This is a genomic window from Longitalea arenae (assembly GCF_016924755.1).
Taxonomy (GTDB): domain Bacteria; phylum Bacteroidota; class Bacteroidia; order Chitinophagales; family Chitinophagaceae; genus Niastella; species Niastella arenae.
On the sequence record NZ_JAFFJX010000001.1, the window covers coordinates 1,028,916 to 1,046,292 of the forward strand.

At 46.6% G+C, this 17,377-nt stretch carries 12 protein-coding genes; 7 read left to right on the forward strand and 5 right to left on the reverse strand.

Features of this window, described 5'->3' with window-relative positions:
* Nucleotides 1-234 precede the first annotated feature (234 nt).
* The 3 genes from JT717_RS04375 (at nucleotide 235) to JT717_RS04385 (ending at nucleotide 2,736) form a co-directional block, all read left to right on the forward strand.
* Nucleotides 235-1,293 carry a sensor histidine kinase gene (locus JT717_RS04375; RefSeq protein WP_205508950.1) on the forward strand — a complete coding sequence of 353 codons (1,059 nt, stop codon included), beginning with the start codon at nucleotides 235-237 and terminating at the stop codon, nucleotides 1,291-1,293.
* Nucleotides 1,280-1,984, forward strand: coding sequence for a LytR/AlgR family response regulator transcription factor (locus tag JT717_RS04380; RefSeq protein WP_205508951.1), 705 nt, complete (start codon nucleotides 1,280-1,282; stop codon nucleotides 1,982-1,984). The genes JT717_RS04375 and JT717_RS04380 overlap by 14 nt, the downstream gene beginning before the upstream one ends.
* Before the next feature lie 233 nt (nucleotides 1,985-2,217).
* Nucleotides 2,218-2,736 (forward strand): hypothetical protein, encoded by a 519-nt coding sequence (locus tag JT717_RS04385; RefSeq protein ID WP_205508952.1) that lies wholly within the window; start codon nucleotides 2,218-2,220, stop codon nucleotides 2,734-2,736.
* On the opposite strand, the gene JT717_RS04390 is transcribed toward JT717_RS04385, so the two are convergent.
* The 4 genes from JT717_RS04390 to JT717_RS04405 form a co-directional block, all read right to left on the reverse strand.
* Nucleotides 2,733-3,551 (reverse strand): universal stress protein, encoded by an 819-nt coding sequence (locus JT717_RS04390; protein ID WP_205508953.1) that lies wholly within the window; start codon nucleotides 3,549-3,551, stop codon nucleotides 2,733-2,735. The genes JT717_RS04385 and JT717_RS04390 overlap by 4 nt on opposite strands.
* Before the next feature lie 8 nt (nucleotides 3,552-3,559).
* Complete coding sequence (locus JT717_RS04395) at nucleotides 3,560-3,790, reverse strand: hypothetical protein (protein ID WP_205508954.1); 231 nt, start codon at nucleotides 3,788-3,790, stop codon at nucleotides 3,560-3,562.
* A 70-nt stretch (nucleotides 3,791-3,860) separates the two neighbouring features.
* Nucleotides 3,861-5,240, reverse strand: coding sequence for a HAMP domain-containing sensor histidine kinase (locus JT717_RS04400; RefSeq protein WP_205508955.1), 1,380 nt, complete (start codon nucleotides 5,238-5,240; stop codon nucleotides 3,861-3,863).
* Entirely contained in the window at nucleotides 5,240-5,935 is a 696-nt protein-coding gene (locus JT717_RS04405; protein WP_205508956.1) for a response regulator transcription factor, read from the reverse strand. Before JT717_RS04405 ends, JT717_RS04400 begins: the two co-directional genes overlap by 1 nt.
* A gap of 241 nt (nucleotides 5,936-6,176) precedes the next feature.
* Here JT717_RS04405 and JT717_RS04410 point away from each other — a divergent pair, with 241 nt between their 5' ends.
* Entirely contained in the window at nucleotides 6,177-7,814 is a 1,638-nt protein-coding gene (locus JT717_RS04410; RefSeq protein ID WP_205508957.1) for a tetratricopeptide repeat protein, read from the forward strand.
* An 833-nt stretch (nucleotides 7,815-8,647) separates the two neighbouring features.
* Here JT717_RS04410 and JT717_RS04415 read toward each other — a convergent pair.
* Nucleotides 8,648-13,324 carry a LamG-like jellyroll fold domain-containing protein gene (locus JT717_RS04415; RefSeq protein ID WP_205508958.1) on the reverse strand — a complete coding sequence of 1,559 codons (4,677 nt, stop codon included), beginning with the start codon at nucleotides 13,322-13,324 and terminating at the stop codon, nucleotides 8,648-8,650.
* Nucleotides 13,325-14,109: 785 nt separating this feature from the next.
* Between JT717_RS04415 and JT717_RS04420 the strand changes: the two genes are divergently transcribed.
* The 3 genes from JT717_RS04420 (at nucleotide 14,110) to JT717_RS04430 (ending at nucleotide 17,355) form a co-directional block, all read left to right on the forward strand.
* A complete protein-coding gene (locus JT717_RS04420; RefSeq protein ID WP_205508959.1) occupies nucleotides 14,110-14,577 on the forward strand; it encodes a RidA family protein in 468 nt (155 codons plus the stop codon).
* A gap of 219 nt (nucleotides 14,578-14,796) precedes the next feature.
* Complete coding sequence (locus JT717_RS04425) at nucleotides 14,797-16,011, forward strand: aminotransferase class V-fold PLP-dependent enzyme (RefSeq protein WP_205508960.1); 1,215 nt, start codon at nucleotides 14,797-14,799, stop codon at nucleotides 16,009-16,011.
* A 93-nt stretch (nucleotides 16,012-16,104) separates the two neighbouring features.
* On the forward strand, nucleotides 16,105-17,355 hold the full coding sequence (locus JT717_RS04430) for an amidohydrolase/deacetylase family metallohydrolase (RefSeq protein WP_205508961.1): 1,251 nt from the start codon (nucleotides 16,105-16,107) through the stop codon (nucleotides 17,353-17,355).
* Nucleotides 17,356-17,377: the final 22 nt, after the last annotated feature.

The window sequence follows — 17,377 nt, forward strand, 5'->3', positions numbered from 1 at the left end:
GTTGCTTAGGAACAATTATCGTGTTTGTGCTTGTTTATTGGTTATTACAGGGATGCTAAATGCCTAACGAGGGATCCGCCGGAGGCGGGACAGGCGCAAAAGGCAGCAGGCTAATGCCTGAATGCAAAAGTTGCCTGCCTGTTGGGAGGCACAAGACGCTGAATAGCGTTATGCGTTAGGCCTTGAGCCCTGCGCGCTTTTGCATTAAGCATTTTTTCCGATTTTTATGGCACAATGAAAAGAGTGCTATTGCATGGCGTCTTCTGGCTCGTGTATCTGTTGCAGGATACCGTGCTGCAGTTTGTTTGGGTGGCGCCTGCACTTAAGAACATTCCCGAGAACGCGCAGTTCTGGATGGCGTTTGAAGCTGCTGTTGCCGCCCTGGTGCCTAAACTAATTTTCACTTACTTTATTCTATACTTCGCTATTCCCAGGATGCTGCAGGGAACAATAAAGCTCTTTTATGTCATTGGGCAGGTGGCTGCTGCCTTCCTGATCACCATTATATTATACCGCTTCATCTTCGCATACTATATTAACCCCGTCATTTATTCCGGTGTGTTAAAGGCCCGGTCAATCTTCCATGTGCTCAGTGTGTTGCTGGCTGTTATGGATATCGGCTTTGCATCGGGTATTGCTATCACGGTCAAATTGCTGCGTATTCAACTAGCGGCCCGCGAACGGGAGAAAAATCTACTCAAGGAAAAGCTGGAAGCAGAGCTGAAATTTCTACGTCATCAAACGAATCCACATTTTTTATTCAATACGTTGAACAATATTTATGCGCTTGCCCGTAAACGCTCGGAACATACGGCCGATGTAGTAATGCGCTTATCCAAGTTATTACGGTTTATTTTATATGAATCGAAGAGCAACCTCATTACTGTGGCGGATGAACTGAAGATCCTGGATGATTATATAGAACTGGAGAAAATGCGGTACGAGCGCCTCACCATTCATTTTGAGCGGGATATAGATGATAATACCCAAAAGATAGCGCCTTTGCTCTTGTTGCCATTTGTAGAGAACGCCTTTAAACATGGCGCCAGTGAAAGCCGCTTCGATTCTTTTATCCGTATTAAAGTGGCATTACAGCAGGGTCGGCTTACCTTTAGTGTGGTGAACACAAAGGAAAACCATGATTCAGCCGAGATAAGGGATAATATCGGTCTGGGCAATGTGCGAAGACAACTGGAGCTCATGTACCGGGATTTTGAGCTGCAGCTGCAGAACGAACCAACCACTTTTTCAGTCAGGCTTTTTATAAATCTAACCAGCTATGCACAGGTATAACTGCATTATTGTTGAAGATGAGCCGCTGGCGGCAGAAGTGATAAAGGATTATATCGCCGAAGTTCCCTTTCTGCAGTTAAAAGGCATTTGTACCGATGCTTTGTATGCGATAGATCTGCTGCAAAAGGAAAAGATCGACCTGATCTTCCTTGACATTCATTTGCCAAAATTAAAAGGGCTCGATCTTATTAAGACCCTTACAAATCCACCCATGGTGATCATTACCTCTGCCTACCCTGAATATGCGTTGCAGGGCTATGAACTGAATGTGGTCGATTACCTGTTAAAGCCTGTCGAGTTCAGCCGATTTGTAATGGCCGTAAATAAACTAAAGGAAAGGGAAGCCGCGCAGGTAGCGGTTTTGTCGGCGGCAGCGGCGGAAAGAGCGGCCCTCTTCTTTAACGTGAGTAAAAAGCGGGTGAAGATCTATATTGATGAGATCTTATTTATTGAAAGCCTCAAGGAATATATCCGCATCACGACAAAGGATAAGTCGATTCTTACCAAATTTCAACTGGGACAAATTGAAGAGATGCTGTCCCGCAACGGTTTTCTGCGAGTACACCGCTCTTTCCTGGTGGCGAGGAGCAAGATCGATGCGTTTTCAGCTACAGATGTTGAGATCGCCGGCAAGCAGATCCCTATTGGCAGAAGCTATAAAGAGTTGGTGATGGAAACGCTGAATGCGTAAGCCGCCGAAGGCGGGGCAGGTGTTTAGCGAGAATGCCTAATCCGTCAAAGGCGGACAGGCGACGAACGTAGAACTGCGAACGGGTAACCGGCAACCGGTACCTGGCAACCGGAACCTGGTAACCGGTACCTGGTAACCGGTAACAGCTTTTTATACGTCGCAAGCTGCATTTCGTTGAATTGATCAGCAAACTAAACTGCCATCCCATAATTTTATTGAAACCAACAACTGCCATGACAACGAGCCAAACGATATCCGGACAGGGATCTGCGCCAGCCAGCCCCTTTTTAAAAACTATTTTATGGGTAGGTCTCCTGGCAGGGAGCCTCGATATCCTGGCTGCCTGTTTGCAGGCTTACCTGGTGCGTGGAACAAGCCCGGTGATCGTGTTGCAGTTTATTGCCAGTGGGGCATTCGGCAAGCCGGCTTTTTCGGGCGGATGGCAGATGGCGTTAGCCGGCCTGCTTTTCCATTTTATCATTGCCTACAGCTTTACTGCCCTGTTCTTTTTGTTATATCCTTTCATCAGAACTCTTGCAAAAAATATAACCGTGGCAGCCATTGTATATGGCATGTTTATATTTGTGGTGATGAACCTGCTCGTATTGCCTTTAACGAAGATCCCACCCATCGCATTTAAATGGGACAAAGCAGCCATGGCAACCGGCATATTGATCGTGGCCATCGGGCTGCCGGTAGCTTATTTTGCGCGGCAATTTTACCGCCAACAGGAAGCGGCCATGCAGGCTTAGATCTCTGCTGATCTGAAAATACACAGCACCGGTACCCGGGCATGGTTGATGATGCGTTGGGAGAAAGGACCAATAAAGAACTGCTTGTTGGCTACATCAACGGTAGAAGAAACAATAACGAGGTCGGCTTTCGACTTATCGGCCTTATCCAGTACTTCCTCTGCAATATTTTTACTATAGCTATAGCTAACATCGTACTGCACGGCATCTCTCCAGCTGGTTTTCAGCTCGTTCGCTATTTCAGTTACCTGTTTTACATCCTGTTCTTTTCTGTCGATAGAGATGCCGAACAGATCGAAATTGCATTCGGGATAGATCTGGATCACCAGGTCGCTGATATACTGATATTTTTTGAAAGCGCCCAGGGTGGGCCTCAAGGGAAAAAGCACTTTATTAAAACTCTGCCACCGCTTGCCTTCCGGAACAATGAGCACCGGGCAATTGGCATGTTTGATAGTATAATAAGAATTGGAACCAATGAAAAGGTCCCGCTGTCCCGAGGCGCCATAAGCGCCCATAACGATCAGGTCGGGTTTCTGGTCGAACGCCATCCGCGCAATGGTAGGGCCAATATAACCGTCTTTGAACAGAACAGTCGTTTCTACACCATGCCGTTGTTTTATATTATCTGCAATGGCAGTGCCGATCTGGCTGGCATTTTTTATGGTATATGATTCCTCCGGAATAAAAGCAGACTCATCTATGTGAAGCAGCTGTAAGGACGCATTATTTCTTTTTGCGATACCAATAGCAGTTTCAAGTGCATTAAACGATGCCTCGCTATAGTCTGTAGGAACAAGAATCTTTGTAATCATGAGGCGTGTTAATGAGCATTTTTATTACGGGGTACGGAGGGTGTCAGGGAGGCCGTGCGGGTGGTATCGATCTTTCGCATAAGTTCTATCACCACTGATTTCAATGAATCGTTTTGTAAAATAAGTTCCCTGTTCTCCCACTTATAATCAATGGTTTGTTTATAGAGGAAACTGCATACAATAACGAGCATTATAATAAACGCAAGCAGAAAAGTGTATACTGAGCGTTTTAATTTCATTGTGCCGTTCTTTCCTGCGCAATTTATCCTTTGCCAATTATTGTGTAATTAATAGGTGGTTAGAAGGTGATTAGAATTTTGCTGTTGGTACGGTAATCACAAATTCACTGCCTTCTTCCATCACCGAGCTAACGGCTATATTCCCTTTATGGAGTTTCACGATGCGGTTGGCCAATGATAAACCAAGGCCGAACCCACTTTTATGGGCCGTAGAATTGACCCGGTAAAAAGGTTGAAAAATGTATTTCAGTTCCGCCTCCGGAATGCCTTTTCCTTTATCAGTAATGGAAATGGTGATGTTTTCGGCTTCCGCTTTCAATTTGACAGTGGCTTTGTGGTCATCGGAATATTTGCAGGCGTTGGTAACAATATTCTTAACAGCCGTGAACAGCAGTTCTGCATTGCCGAAAACGATGAGTTTCTGTTCCTCGGCCGGCATATCGTCGAAGGACAAATTGACCAGGTATTCAGGATTGCTTTTTTTCAGCTCTGCAGGCAGGCTCATCAGGATCTCGTCCATACGCACCGGCTCCAGGTTTATACCACCCGGGTCCCCTGATGCCTGCGCAAATTCAAGGAGGGTTTGGGTCAGTTTGCTCAACTGCCGAACATCCTGGTACACCGATTCCATCACCACCCGGTATTGCTGGGCTTCGCGGCTTTTTTGCAGAGACACCTCCAACTGGCTCGAAATGGCCGTTAGCGGGGTCGAGAGCTCATGCGATGCATTGGAAACAAAACGGCGCTGGGTTTCGAAGCTGTCCTGCAGGCGGTTCATTAACCGGTTAAGCGTTTCTGCCAGGTAGAACCATTCGTCTTTTGCCGTACCTGTACTGATACGCCTGGCCAGGTTATGGGCTGAGATCTCATTGATATCATCGGCAATTTTCTTAACAGGTTGCAGTAAGCGGTCTGAAAAGAAATAACCACCTACACACGCAATGAGGATACCCGTAAGAAAGCTGAACCATAATATATTTCTCAAGACCCTGAGCTGGGCCTTTCCTTCGGCGTCATAGGCCGCGGTAATAACAACGATGCGGGTATTGGGATTGGCATAATGATACGCGACGGCTTCCTTATTGGCCGTATTGAAAAAAATGGTTCCTTTTACGCGGGCATCATCCAGGATAGAGGTGTCGATGGTAAGGGTGTCGGCGGGCGCATCACTGTAACTATAGATCTGGTTATTCAGGTAATCGTATGCCTGAAAGGTTTTGTCTTTCAGCGTGAGGGAAGTTGAAGAATCAATTTTACGAAGGATCTGCTGGTCAAACACCTGCGACTGGCCCAGTAAGCGTGCAAGGGTAATAGCCCGGTTCGTTAGCCTGGTGCGAATGTTATGGGATCTTTGCGTATAGGAAAAGTAATAAACAGTAGCGCATACCATGGCCAATATCACAAACGAAATAAGGCAGAATAATAATGTTATGCGCAGTTTAACAGGCATCAGCGATCATTTTCCTTTAAAATATATCCCATGCCCACATGTGTTTGTATCAATTTTCGGTCATAGGGTTTATCAATTTTGTTCCGCAGGTAGCTTATATATACATCGATGATATTGGTGTTGGTGTCGAAGTCAATATCCCATACATTCACTGCGATCGCTGCCCTTGATACGACTTTATTCTTGTTTCTTAAGAGGTATTCGAGTAATTGAAATTCTTTAGCGGTCAAATTAATGACGTCATTCCCGCGTTTAACTTCCTTGCTGTCGAGGTTCATACAAAGGTCAGCTGCTTTCAACAGGTTGCCCACGGGAATGTTCTGGTTCATGGTGCGTTTCAGCAATACACGGATCTTCACCAGCAGCTCTCTGAACTCGAATGGTTTCACCAGGTAATCATCGGCGCCGGCATCATAACCTTCCATTTTATCATTCAGGGTGCTTAATGAAGTAAGCATGATGATGGGAATATTTGTATTATGGGTCCTGATGATCTTCGACAGCTCATATCCATTGAGGCCTGGCAGGTTAATGTCGAGGATCACCATATTGAAATCATGCAGAAAGAATAAGCGTTCCCCGATCTTCCCATCATAAGCTACCTCTACATGATAGCCGTTCTCGGTAAGCCCCACTTTCAATGTGTCAGCAATCTTTTGTTCATCTTCTATGATCAGTATTTTCGTTTCTTCCATAACCTTAAATTGCATTGTTCATGTTCACACCTGCAAAGTAACAATCAGAACGGCATTGCGTTTGCCTCTTCAAAGTTACAATTTCATTTTTTTTCATTAAATATTGATGAAAAACAGGTTATTGGAGCCGGTTCTAATCTACTTCTAATTTAGCATTAACTGGTGACTAACGCGCCGGGAATAAGTTTGATATCCTTATTAATGATCATCCTATTTAATAAAAGGTATTTAACGTATGCAGATGAAAAAAGCTTCCCTCTTGCTATTGTGCGGTGCGATGTCGGTAACTGCCATGTCACAGACGATTCAGGATGCAAAAAAGAGTTTATATTATGAGCGGTATAACACAGCGAAAGAACAGCTGCAACATATTGTAAAGACTGATCCTGCGAATGCAGAAAGCTGGTATTTGTTGTCGAAGGCCTATATCATGTCGAAAGACGCTGCTCCATTAAAGCAGGTATTGGCAACAAGCCCGGCCGATGTACAATCAGCTCCCTTTTACCAGGTGGCCTATGGAAGTTATTTGTTGAACGCCGGCAATAAGGACAGTGCCCGTTATTATTTTGATCAGGCGCTGGATAAAAAAGGCCAGAAGAATCCCGACCTGTTGGCGGCTGTGGCCAATGCACATATAGTTACCAGGGCGGGGGATGTCAATTATGCGATAGAACTGCTCAACAAAGCCATCGACCGCGATAAAAAAGATCCGGCCCTCTACACTTTGTTAGGCGATGCGTTTCGCAAACTGGGCAATGGTTCAGAAGCCTATAAAGTGTATTCAGCGGGTCTTGACAAAGACGGTAAGTATGCCGCAGGTTTGTACCGGATGGGAAAAATATTTATTTCGCAGAAGAACCCTGAAATGTACCTGAAATATTTCAACCAGGCGCTGGAAGCAGATAGCAGTTATGCGCCTGCGCTGTATGAAATGTATTATCATTATTACTTTACCGATCCGCAGAAAGCAATGGCATACTTTAAGCAGTACGTTGCCAAAAGTGATCCCGATAAGGACAATGATGTTTTATATACAGACCTCCTATACCTGAATAAGCAGTACCAGGCTGCCATCGCCAATGCCCGGCAGCTGCTGGACAGGAACAGCGGCGACTCCATGCCTAGGTTGTATAAATTAATGGCCTATAGCTATCTGGGTATGGAAGATACCACTAATGCCATGGCCAATATGAATTTGTACTTTGCCAAAGAAGCAGATAGCAATAAGGTAGCAAAAGACTATGAGATAATGGGCGACCTGTATGCTGCTGCGGGTAAACCAGATTCCGCCATAACCTGTTATGTGAGAACTGTCGATATGGTAAAAGAGCCAAGAGACAAATTCCCTTATTATAAAAAACTGGCTGACCTGTATAAGGATCAAAAAGATTATCTGAACCAGGCCAAATACCTGGGACTGTTTTACACAGACAATACGAAGGCAAGCAACATCGATCTGTTCAATTGGGGTATTGCCACCTATAAAGCAGAGGATTATGTGCAGGCCGACACGGTGTTTGGTACTTATATTCAAAAGTATCCGGAGCAGGCTTTTGGTTATTACTGGCGTGCCCGCGTCAATTCGGCCATGGATTCAACCATGGAGAAAGGCGCCGCCATACCCTGGTATAAACAGCTGATCACGATGATTGAAGACGATCCTACCAACAAAACGAATAAAAAATGGCTTATCGAATCGTATGGATACCTGGCTGCTTATGAGACGAACCAGGTAAAGGACTATAAATCGGCTACCGAGAATTTGAAAAAGATCCTGGAGATCGATCCGGAGAATAAGGATGCGCAGCAATATATAGCCATTCTTGAGAAAAAGATTTCTGCTGATAATAACAACAGCCCTAGTGGAAGCAACAAGTAAGAGCAGGTGTTTAAGGTGATGTAGCAACTCTTTTACGGAGTGCTCTTTTTCTACAGGTCATAGGTGGGTGTCTGCCAGGGGGCGGATAACCCACCGTTTTTGTTCAGCCATATTGCTGCTGTCGTTCTCAACGCAATTGTCGCATTTACCGCACTTGATCAGGATTATGTTTCGGGTGCATTAATTGAGAATGGACAATGGGCATCTAAAAAACTTTAATAAAAACACTGATTTTTTTTACATATTGAATACAAATAATTTTTTATTTCAATAATTACTTTAATTTTGGTCACCTGTTATATTAATTCCTTCATTTATTTCTGTTAAACCTGCTTTTCCTGCATTCGATACGAATTCAACCAGTCTTGTTACATACTACCAGATTCCCCGGTTCAACAGTATTTTATTCGTTCATTAACCTCTCTACCCCGGTCGTAGAATCCGTTCATCTTTAGCTGCTGCTGAGTTGCAGCCAGTAGTGCCTTACCTGTCAATACTGTGTATAATTGCTCCTGTTTTTGTAATAAAATTTGCAAGGGAATTCTATGCCCCTGATGAAATTGTATGCCGGTAACCCGTCATTGTGAAGTGGAATAACCTATGATAACGCCCATATATAGTAGCACGTGCATCCTGTACTGGTTAAGGTCAGCTTTATGTGTTGTTTAGTTTGACGCATTTTTCGCAATGTTCGTATTCCTTATCTGTAGCCACTGTTTATTCAATATGGTTACATAAACCTCAGCTGAACTTATTATATGAAAAACCAAAGGTGACCGGCAAAACCGGTCACCTTTTTACTTGGGTATTATCAGTGAAAAACAGGACTTGTACTATCGTTGAATGACCAGTTGTTTAACCCGTACTTCAGTAGCTGTTACCAGTTTTACAAAGTAAACGCCGGTACTCAGCTGACTGGTGTTTACGGGATAAGAGCATAATTGTTTGCTGCTGGCTTCTCCGGTACCAACTACCTGTACCAGCCGGCCCTGGGCATTATATATTTCAACCCGGTATTTGCCTGGTTGGGCAAGGGTAAAGGCAATGGTGCAATGGCTGCCGGCCGGGCTTGGATACAGCAGGAATTTTTGCTGGCCGTCGATAAAGGCCGGTGACTGAGCGGCATCGGTGGCTGCGCGTGCATTGGCTGTTTCGCAGGCACCCAACTCACCACCCATGAACAGGAGAATAGGTACGGCCAGTTTATTTACACAAAGCTCCAGTCCATGATAACATATGGAAACCTTTTGATCGCGTCCGCCGCAACGTACGTCTTTCATTTGTAAATGAATGGCAGCGGTGTCGGTACAGCCATAACTATTTGTTGCTTTTACCGTATAGATATAATTACCCGCCCGGGTGGGCGCAAACACCGGATTGGCAATGGCTGAATCGCTTAGGCCAGCGGCGGGGCTCCAGCTAAATGCTGCTGTTGTTGTATCGGTGGCCGTTAATTGCAATTGCTGGGAACCATAACCCAGGTAGATGGTATTGGCCTTGCCGCCCGTGTAGACCATATTGCGGCTTACTGTAATAGCAGGGGCTGGCATGGAACCAATGACTGTAACTGTTGCCGTAGCGCTGGCGCTGTTGTTGTTAGAATCTATTACAGTCAATTGTACTTCATTGGCGCCGATGTTCGAGCAATTGAACAAAGTTTTATCAAGCTGGTATAAGAGAATGCCATACCTGTCTGAAGAACCATTGTCAAGATCCTGCGGGGTAATGGATGCGCTTCCATTGGCCAGAGTAATTGTTATGTTTTTGGTGCGTACGGTTGGCGGCACGGTATCAACAGGTGCCGTAAATAAAGCGGTTATTTCTCCTGGTGATAATGCATAGTTGTATAGGCGCAGATCATCCATTACATCATGAAATGGTTTATTCTCCGCTGAATTGCCGATCAACAGGGGCAGTGCTTTGCCGATGGTGCCATTGGTGGTATACGTTTTAGAACCGGCCAGCACGCCATTTACATATAATCGCAGCTGTTTGGCCGCGGTATCTTTTACGGCAACTATATGGCTGAAATTATTATTAAAGATATGGTGCGCAGAAGCTTTCTTCAGGCTTGCCGTAACATCGCTTTTGGCCGATGCATCGTCTATGGCAAAAGTAAGGGCACTGTCACGTAACTGAATGCCATACCACTTGCCGCCGGGGTCAGTGAACTGCCCTTTGTGGATCAGGTAACAGTCTTTCCCGGAATTATAATTACTGGAGCCGTTGGTGAGTTTTACCCAAAGTGAAATAGAAAAGGAATTGGCATCGAATAGCAGGTGTTCTGCATGGGGCACCTGCACAGCACTGCTTGCCACCGGATCGAGATAATGCAGGGCATTGTCAAATTTACCGGCGGTAAAGGTGGCTGCAGGCATATTCACAATGGCGCCGTTCTGATGGTAATTGCTGTTATCGGCAACCATAGTACCGCTGCTTTCATTAAATGTCCAGTGGCCGGTCATGCCCTTTGGCGATACCGCCCTGAACTTCCAGGTGGCGCCGGTAGTTAAACCAGCGTCGCCTTCCGCATCTACACGCCAGTAATAATCTGTTCCTGCAGTAAGGTTGGTAAAAGTATAGGTGGGGTTATTCAATGCCAGGGTTGAGACAAAAGCCAGTTTGCTGGAATCCGTTCCGGCGTATAATTTATAACTATTGGTTTTCAGGCCGCCTTTCCAACTGATGCGAAGGCTATCACCATAACCTTCCAGGGCAGCGCCATTGGCTATCGAGGGGCTGTGCGGCTGCAGGGGGAGTGGACTCGTATGATACAAAGCCATTACTTCATCGGCGCTGAGCGCATAGTTAAAGATTTTCAATTCGTCGAGTTTGCCTTTGTAAGGCGACGGTTTGTTGGCGGTAGAAAGAAATTCCAGGGCACCAATATTACCGATGATAAGATCGCTTGCCTCCCCGATGCCTGCATGGGCTTTCGTAATAGCCGTTTCTTTTACCAGGGCCCCGTTCATATATAAACGCAGTCTTTTAGCTGCCGTATCCCTGATGGTGGTAACATGCACCCAGTTATTGGAAAAGAAGGGCGTGCCGTCGGCCTGCAATTCATCTTTACCACCTCCATTCGCGTCGTTATCATCGTCGATAGCAAAACGCAGTTGTTTATTCTTGAATTCAATATCGAACCGTTTACCGGTGGCGCCGGTAGTGGCATTGCGGGTAATAGAACCTTTGCACAGCAGGTAAGCGCTGGTGCTGTTATCAGCTGGCAAAAGAGAAGGATCGGCTTTCATCCAGAACGACAGGGAGAAAGAACTTTTATCCAGGTACAGGTGATCCTGGTGCGGCACATTCACCACATACATATTTTCACTGGCAGTAGAAAAATCAAGCGCATTGTTGATCTTGCCGGCTACCCGGATGTTCTGGTTATCATCATCGAGGCCCAGGACCCCGTGCGCTTCATAAAGAGAAGAATCAGTTACCTGCCGGCCTTCGGTCTCATCGAAGCTCCAATGGCCAACAATGCCTGGTGGAAATGCTTTCGATGTTCTGAACTGCCATATAACGCCCTGGGTGGTACCCAGCGCATTGATGGCATCGATACGCCAGTAGTAAGTAACAAATTCAGCGAGGCCGGTGATATTATAAGAAGCGTTGGCGGCATAAGCGATCTCTGCCTTCTTGACCAGCCGTGCCGTGTCGGTGCCAAAATAGATCGCATATTTTTCTGTATTGCTGCTGCCCGACCATCTTAAAGTAAGGGCGCCGCCGTTTAATTCAACGTATAATGCACCACTGGCAGGCACCGGCGAAGCGGCGGCTGCAGGAGCGGAAGGCAAGGGCGGTGTTTTTACGGAAGCAGGTGTACTGTAAGAGGAAAAACCGGAAGTATTAACGGCTTTGAGGCGGTAATAATAAGTGGTATTCGGTACCAGTGCGTTACTGTCGCTATAGGAGGTGGTATTCGCTGCCGGTTGCGCGATCTCGGAATACGTAACCGCATCAGTTGATCTTTCGAGCACGAAATGGTCTTCATTGCTGGCATTATCGTTCCATTGCACCAGGATCCTGCTGTAAGGTGCGGGCAGCTCAAAAGTGGAAGCCGTTAACAGCAGGTTGGAAGGCGGCCTGATAAAAGCGGCCGGTGGCGTTGATAAAAGCGTATTCACGTATACCTCAATGTTCAGGTATTCAGGATGTGCAGTATTGTTTGCGACGGCATCCTGCGCATTGTTTTTGTTCAGCCCATGGGCATCCTCCCAGCTATCGGGCATACCATCCTGGTCAGCATCCGGTGGGGCGGGAGCATTGAAAACATTTCCCAAACCGCCATTGGTAAAGGGCAGATCAGATTCGCGGTATACGTAATAACCTTTTGTTCCGCGGGAGCGTACTTCTTCTGCCAGTAATGAATCTACCTGGTCGCGGCGCGGATAGCAGGCGCCTACACTATCGATGACCCATGCATATGCCTGGTTGGCAGTAAAGAGCCGGTTTGCCTGCGGATAGGGGTAAGGCTGCGTTCTAAAACCTTCCGCAGCGATGCCCGGATAGCCTGTTGTGTCGTAGGGAACAAGGCTTCCATCTGCAATGCCATTTTGGTTATTATCGAAATAATTGCCGGCGCCGTATAAATAAAAAGTGCCGGTACCACGGGAAAAGGGTGTTGTTTTGGCAGGAGGCGTTAGCGGCCCGCCCATAAAATAGTTGTTAATGATATTCACCTCAGAAACGCCGGAAGAACCGCCCATAATATAGGCATCGGCCGACCAGCCATAGTTGAGGTTATCACCCAGGCGGTTTCCATTGCCCCAGCCATAGACCACGTTGTTTACAAATTCATTGATGCCTTTTACTTTGGGATTGCGTGTTTTATTGCTGATGTAGAGGTTCCTGATCAAACTTACTTTGCCGCCATCAGGTGTTTGAATAAGGCCGCCGGCAGAGTGATTCTCCCGGTGCAAACCCTGTGCAATGATGGAGTTTTGAATGGTGATATTGTCGGGCGCAGTTCCTTTGTTGTCCCAGTTAATGGAAAAAACTTCATCCATACCCCAGCTGAAAGACATATGATCGAAGATGATATTGGCGCCATTGGCAAGGCCGGAAGCATCTTTGCCCGAGTTGTTGGTGGCGCCCAGGCGGATGCGTAAAAAGCGACAAATAGTATTATTGGCGCCGGTAAAGGTTACCCGTTTATTGAACAGCGTAATACCATCGCCCGTTGCGGTTTGTCCGGCAATGGTAACATTGGGAGCAACCAGCACATCGGTTAGCAGGTTAATGATACCCCCAACCGCAAAAACCACAAAGCGCCCGGGTGTACTCACGGCATCGCGGAAAGATCCCGGGCCGCTGTCATTGAGATTGGTAACTACATACACGGATGGATGGGCTACACCCCTTGCTCCTGTGGCAAAGCGGCCGAAACCGGTAGCTCCGGGAAAAGCGAGTGTTTGGGCATGGGAAACAGAAATGGAATGGAAAAATAACAGGGAAAGCACTGCAAAGCCAAGGGCTTTGCGCCTGGCTGGGTCAAATTTTCGCATGGCAATTAAATATGGATTGGTGTTATTGGCAATCGTTTAGTGCACACTGTATACAACATCCGCAATTGTGATCAATGTTAAAGAATTGCAATAAAGGCATTGTCCTGCACCATCCTGAAATGAGGCGAAGGAGAACAAAGCTAAGCGTTTGATTAAATGGGGTTCGTTTGAGCGGGCGATTAGAAGAAGTATTGGTTTACTGTCTGGAGTGGTTCTGCAAAGCTTGTAAGTAACCAGTGGAACGAAAATGAGAGGGCGATGCAGTGAAAGAAATCGCTCCGTCACTTCAGTTCATTCTGGAGAAATGTTTAAAGACTTTTCCTGTTTGAGCACCTGGAAGAATTGTTCGTTCACCTCGGTGATTGTGCTGGTTTAATTAAAAGAGTTGTTGGTTCAACTAGAAGAGTTGCTGGTTCACTCATGACCGAAATAATATAATCGAATGGGTGATTGATTTGACTATTCGCCGGCCATGAATCCCCAGGGCTTTTAATTGAATCGACTGGTGAAGCAATTTACTCGTGTCATCCGTTTCAGTAGAGTACTTGGAGGTACAATACAGGAATTCTTTTGATCATGAGTTATGGTCCTTGTCCGCAAAATTTGCGGATTCCTCCCTTGTTAGCTTCGTATTGAGCGCTGGAAATCATCCTTATTTTTGCTCAGTCAGTGGATTTCTGCAAATAATTTGCAATTCTTTTTGCAAATTTCCGGAATGGGGGCTAAATTAGTGGAACGATTGCAAAATGGGTTTCCGCTATCACTAACACTTTAAAGTAATGCAGATGATCAGCCAACGCAGAAATGCCCTGAAAAAGCTATTGACCACGGTTGCGGGAACGCTGGGTTTCAGCGTTTTAGCCAAAGCCGAAACTACTGCCTCCGCACCAGACGAAAAGGAAGTATACAATGTAGTGGACGACCAGGATGTGCCCCTGTTTTCCGGCGCCACCAAATTCAAGGGACTTATATTCATTGCTGGTAAAGGTGCACACTTTGCCGGTGATATTAAAGCTCATACCGATCACGTATTAAAAGAACTGGAAAAAGAACTGAAGGCCGCGGGTTCCTCCATGGAAAAAGTGCTGAAAGTAAATGTATACCTCGACGATATAAAAGATTACAAAGACATGAACGAAGTGTATAAAGGCCGTTTTGGTAAGAAGCCGCCGGTACGTACGACGGTGGCCGTTGCCAAAGGCGGCGTGCCGGGCGATTCACTCGTTGAAATGGATTGTATTGCCTATGTATAATTCCTGTTTATTGCTACAGTTGCAATGGTAGCATTAACATAAAACAGCATTCAGGTTAAGGTTCGATTATACACCGCAGTGTCGCAGTTCTTACTCTCTTATCGCAGCGACCCTGCGGTTCTCAATGTTTTTGTTCATACCCGCTTACCCGTTTCCGATTTCCCTGTTGATGAAAATGTAAGTGATCCAACCAAACGGGTTCACGCTAAAACTAACTGTATGCAACGGAGAGAATTGCTGAAATTTTTTTCGCTGGTTCCCATGGCTGGCAGCGCTGCGCTTATTCCCGGAGCCGCTGCTATGGCCGCACCACCACCTGGCCGAAGGCGCAATCTGTTTAAAGAACTCGGCGTGCGTACTTTCATTAATGCGGCTGGTACCTATACCGCTATGACGGGTTCCCTCATGCACGACTATGTTGTTGACGCCATAAGGTCTGGCGCCGACGAATTTTGTTACCTCGATGAATTGCAGGATAAAGCGGGTGAAAAGATCGCTGCCCTTGTGCATGCGGAAGCCGCCGTGGTGACCTCCGGCGCTTTTGCCGGCATGACCCTGGGCCTGGCCGGCATTTTAACCGGTATGGACCAACGTAAAGTTGAACAGTTGCCGCACCTGGAAGGTACGGGCATGAAATCGGAAGTGATCATTCAAAAGTCGCATAATATCGTATATAATCATGCACTGAAAAATACCGGTTGCAAGCTCATTTATGTAGAAAGTTCCGCCGAATTAGAAAATGCCATTAACGAGAAAACGGCACTCTTACACTTCCTGAACATCGAAGCAGACAAAGGAAAAATTCAACATGAGGAATGGGTAGCGCTGGGGCGCAAACACCATATTCCAACTTCAATTGATATTGCCGCAGATGTTCCGCCTGTATCCAATCTCTGGAAGTTCAATGATATGGGATTCAGTTTCGTGGTGATCTCCGGCGGCAAAGCAATTCGCGGTCCGCAAAGCGCAGGACTGTTAATGGGTAAAAAGGAGATCATTGCCGCAGCGCGTTTGCACATGCCGCCCCGGGGCTTTAATATCGGCCGCGGCTTTAAAGTAAATAAAGAAGAGATCCTGGGCATGTATGTAGCCCTTGAAAAATATATTCAACGGGACCACGACAAAGAATGGAAAAGATGGGAAACGGCTATTGCAAAAATTGAGCAGGCGGCCGGATCGGTAAACGGGGTAACCACCAGTATTACCATACCACCACTCGGGAATGTAACCCCAACATTAGAAATAAGCTGGGATGCAACTGCGATTAAACTCACCGGGAAAGAGCTGCAGGAAAAATTGCGCCATGGGCGTCCTTCTATAGAGATCGGTGGTGTAAAGGATAACAGTATTACCATTACCGTTTGGATGCTGAAGCCGGGACAGGAAAAAATTGTGGCCAGGCGTATCCGGGAAGAATTGATGAACGCCCGCTGAAGACGGAAGGTGAGCCATTCACCATTGACCCCGCCCGAACGACGTTCAGTCGGGCGGGCATTCACCCTTCCGGCAACCATAAACCTGTAACAGATGTTCAAAGCATATACTTTACTCTCGCTGTTAACGATCGCCTGGCAGCTATCAACAGCCCAGCCGTACCATATATTAATTAAAGGCGGGCATGTGATCGATGCGAAGAACAATATCAATGAGGTGATGGACATCGCCGTGCAGGACGGTAAGATTGCCCGGGTGGCAAAAAATATCGATGCCACAAAAGCCAGCCAGGTCATCAATGCCAAAGGACTTTATGTAACGCCCGGACTGATCGATGTGCATGTTCATGTTTTTTATGGAACCGATGCCGACCGCGCTTACAGTAATGGACCACTGGCTACTATTCCAGATGCTTTCACGTTCAGGACCGGGGTCACCACCGTTGTAGATGCGGGCAGTTCGGGCTGGCGGAATTTCGCCCTTTTTAAGAAACAGGTGATCGACCTGTCGCAAACCCGGGTGCTGGCATTTATTAACATCGTTGGCGAAGGCATGCGGGGAGGCGTATACGAACAGGATACCAAAGATATGGATGGCAAGCTGACGGGCATGACAGCGAGGCGCTATAACGATCATATCGTGGGTATTAAAGTAGCGCATTTTGTGGGCAGTGAATGGACGCCGGTGGATGAAGCGGTAAAAGCGGGCAAGCTGTCGAACAAACCCGTGATGATCGATTTTGGCGGCAGCACGCCGCCCTTATCGATAGAGGAACTATTCACCCGGCATTTGCGGCCCGGCGATATATTCACGCATTGTTTTGGGCAGTTGCGCGACCGCGAACCGGTCGTGGATGTTCAATCGCAACAGATAAAGCCCTTTGTTGTGGAAGCGCAAAAAAAAGGAATTGTATTTGACGTAGGTTATGGCTCCATCAGTTTTGCTTTTTCGCAGGCAATACCTGCATTGAAAAGCGGATTCTATCCCAATTCCATCAGCACCGATATTCATGCCAACAGTATGAATGCTTCCATGAAAGATCTGCTGAATGTAATGTCTAAATTCATGAGCATCGGCATGAGCCTGCCCGGCGTCATACAGGCTGTTACCTGGAATCCGGCCCGCGAAATAAAACATGAAGAGCTGGGGCATTTGAGCGAAGGCGCTATTGCCGACATTGCCATCCTGCATTTACGCAGCGGTAAATTCGGCTTTTTCGATCATACAGGCTATAAAGTAGAAGGAACCCAGAAACTGGAATGCGCCCTAACCATAAAAGGCGGAAAAGTCGTATATGACCTCGATGGCCTGGCCACCCCGCCTGTTCCGGCCAGGGGCGGCTAATTAAAACATTACTGACCATGAA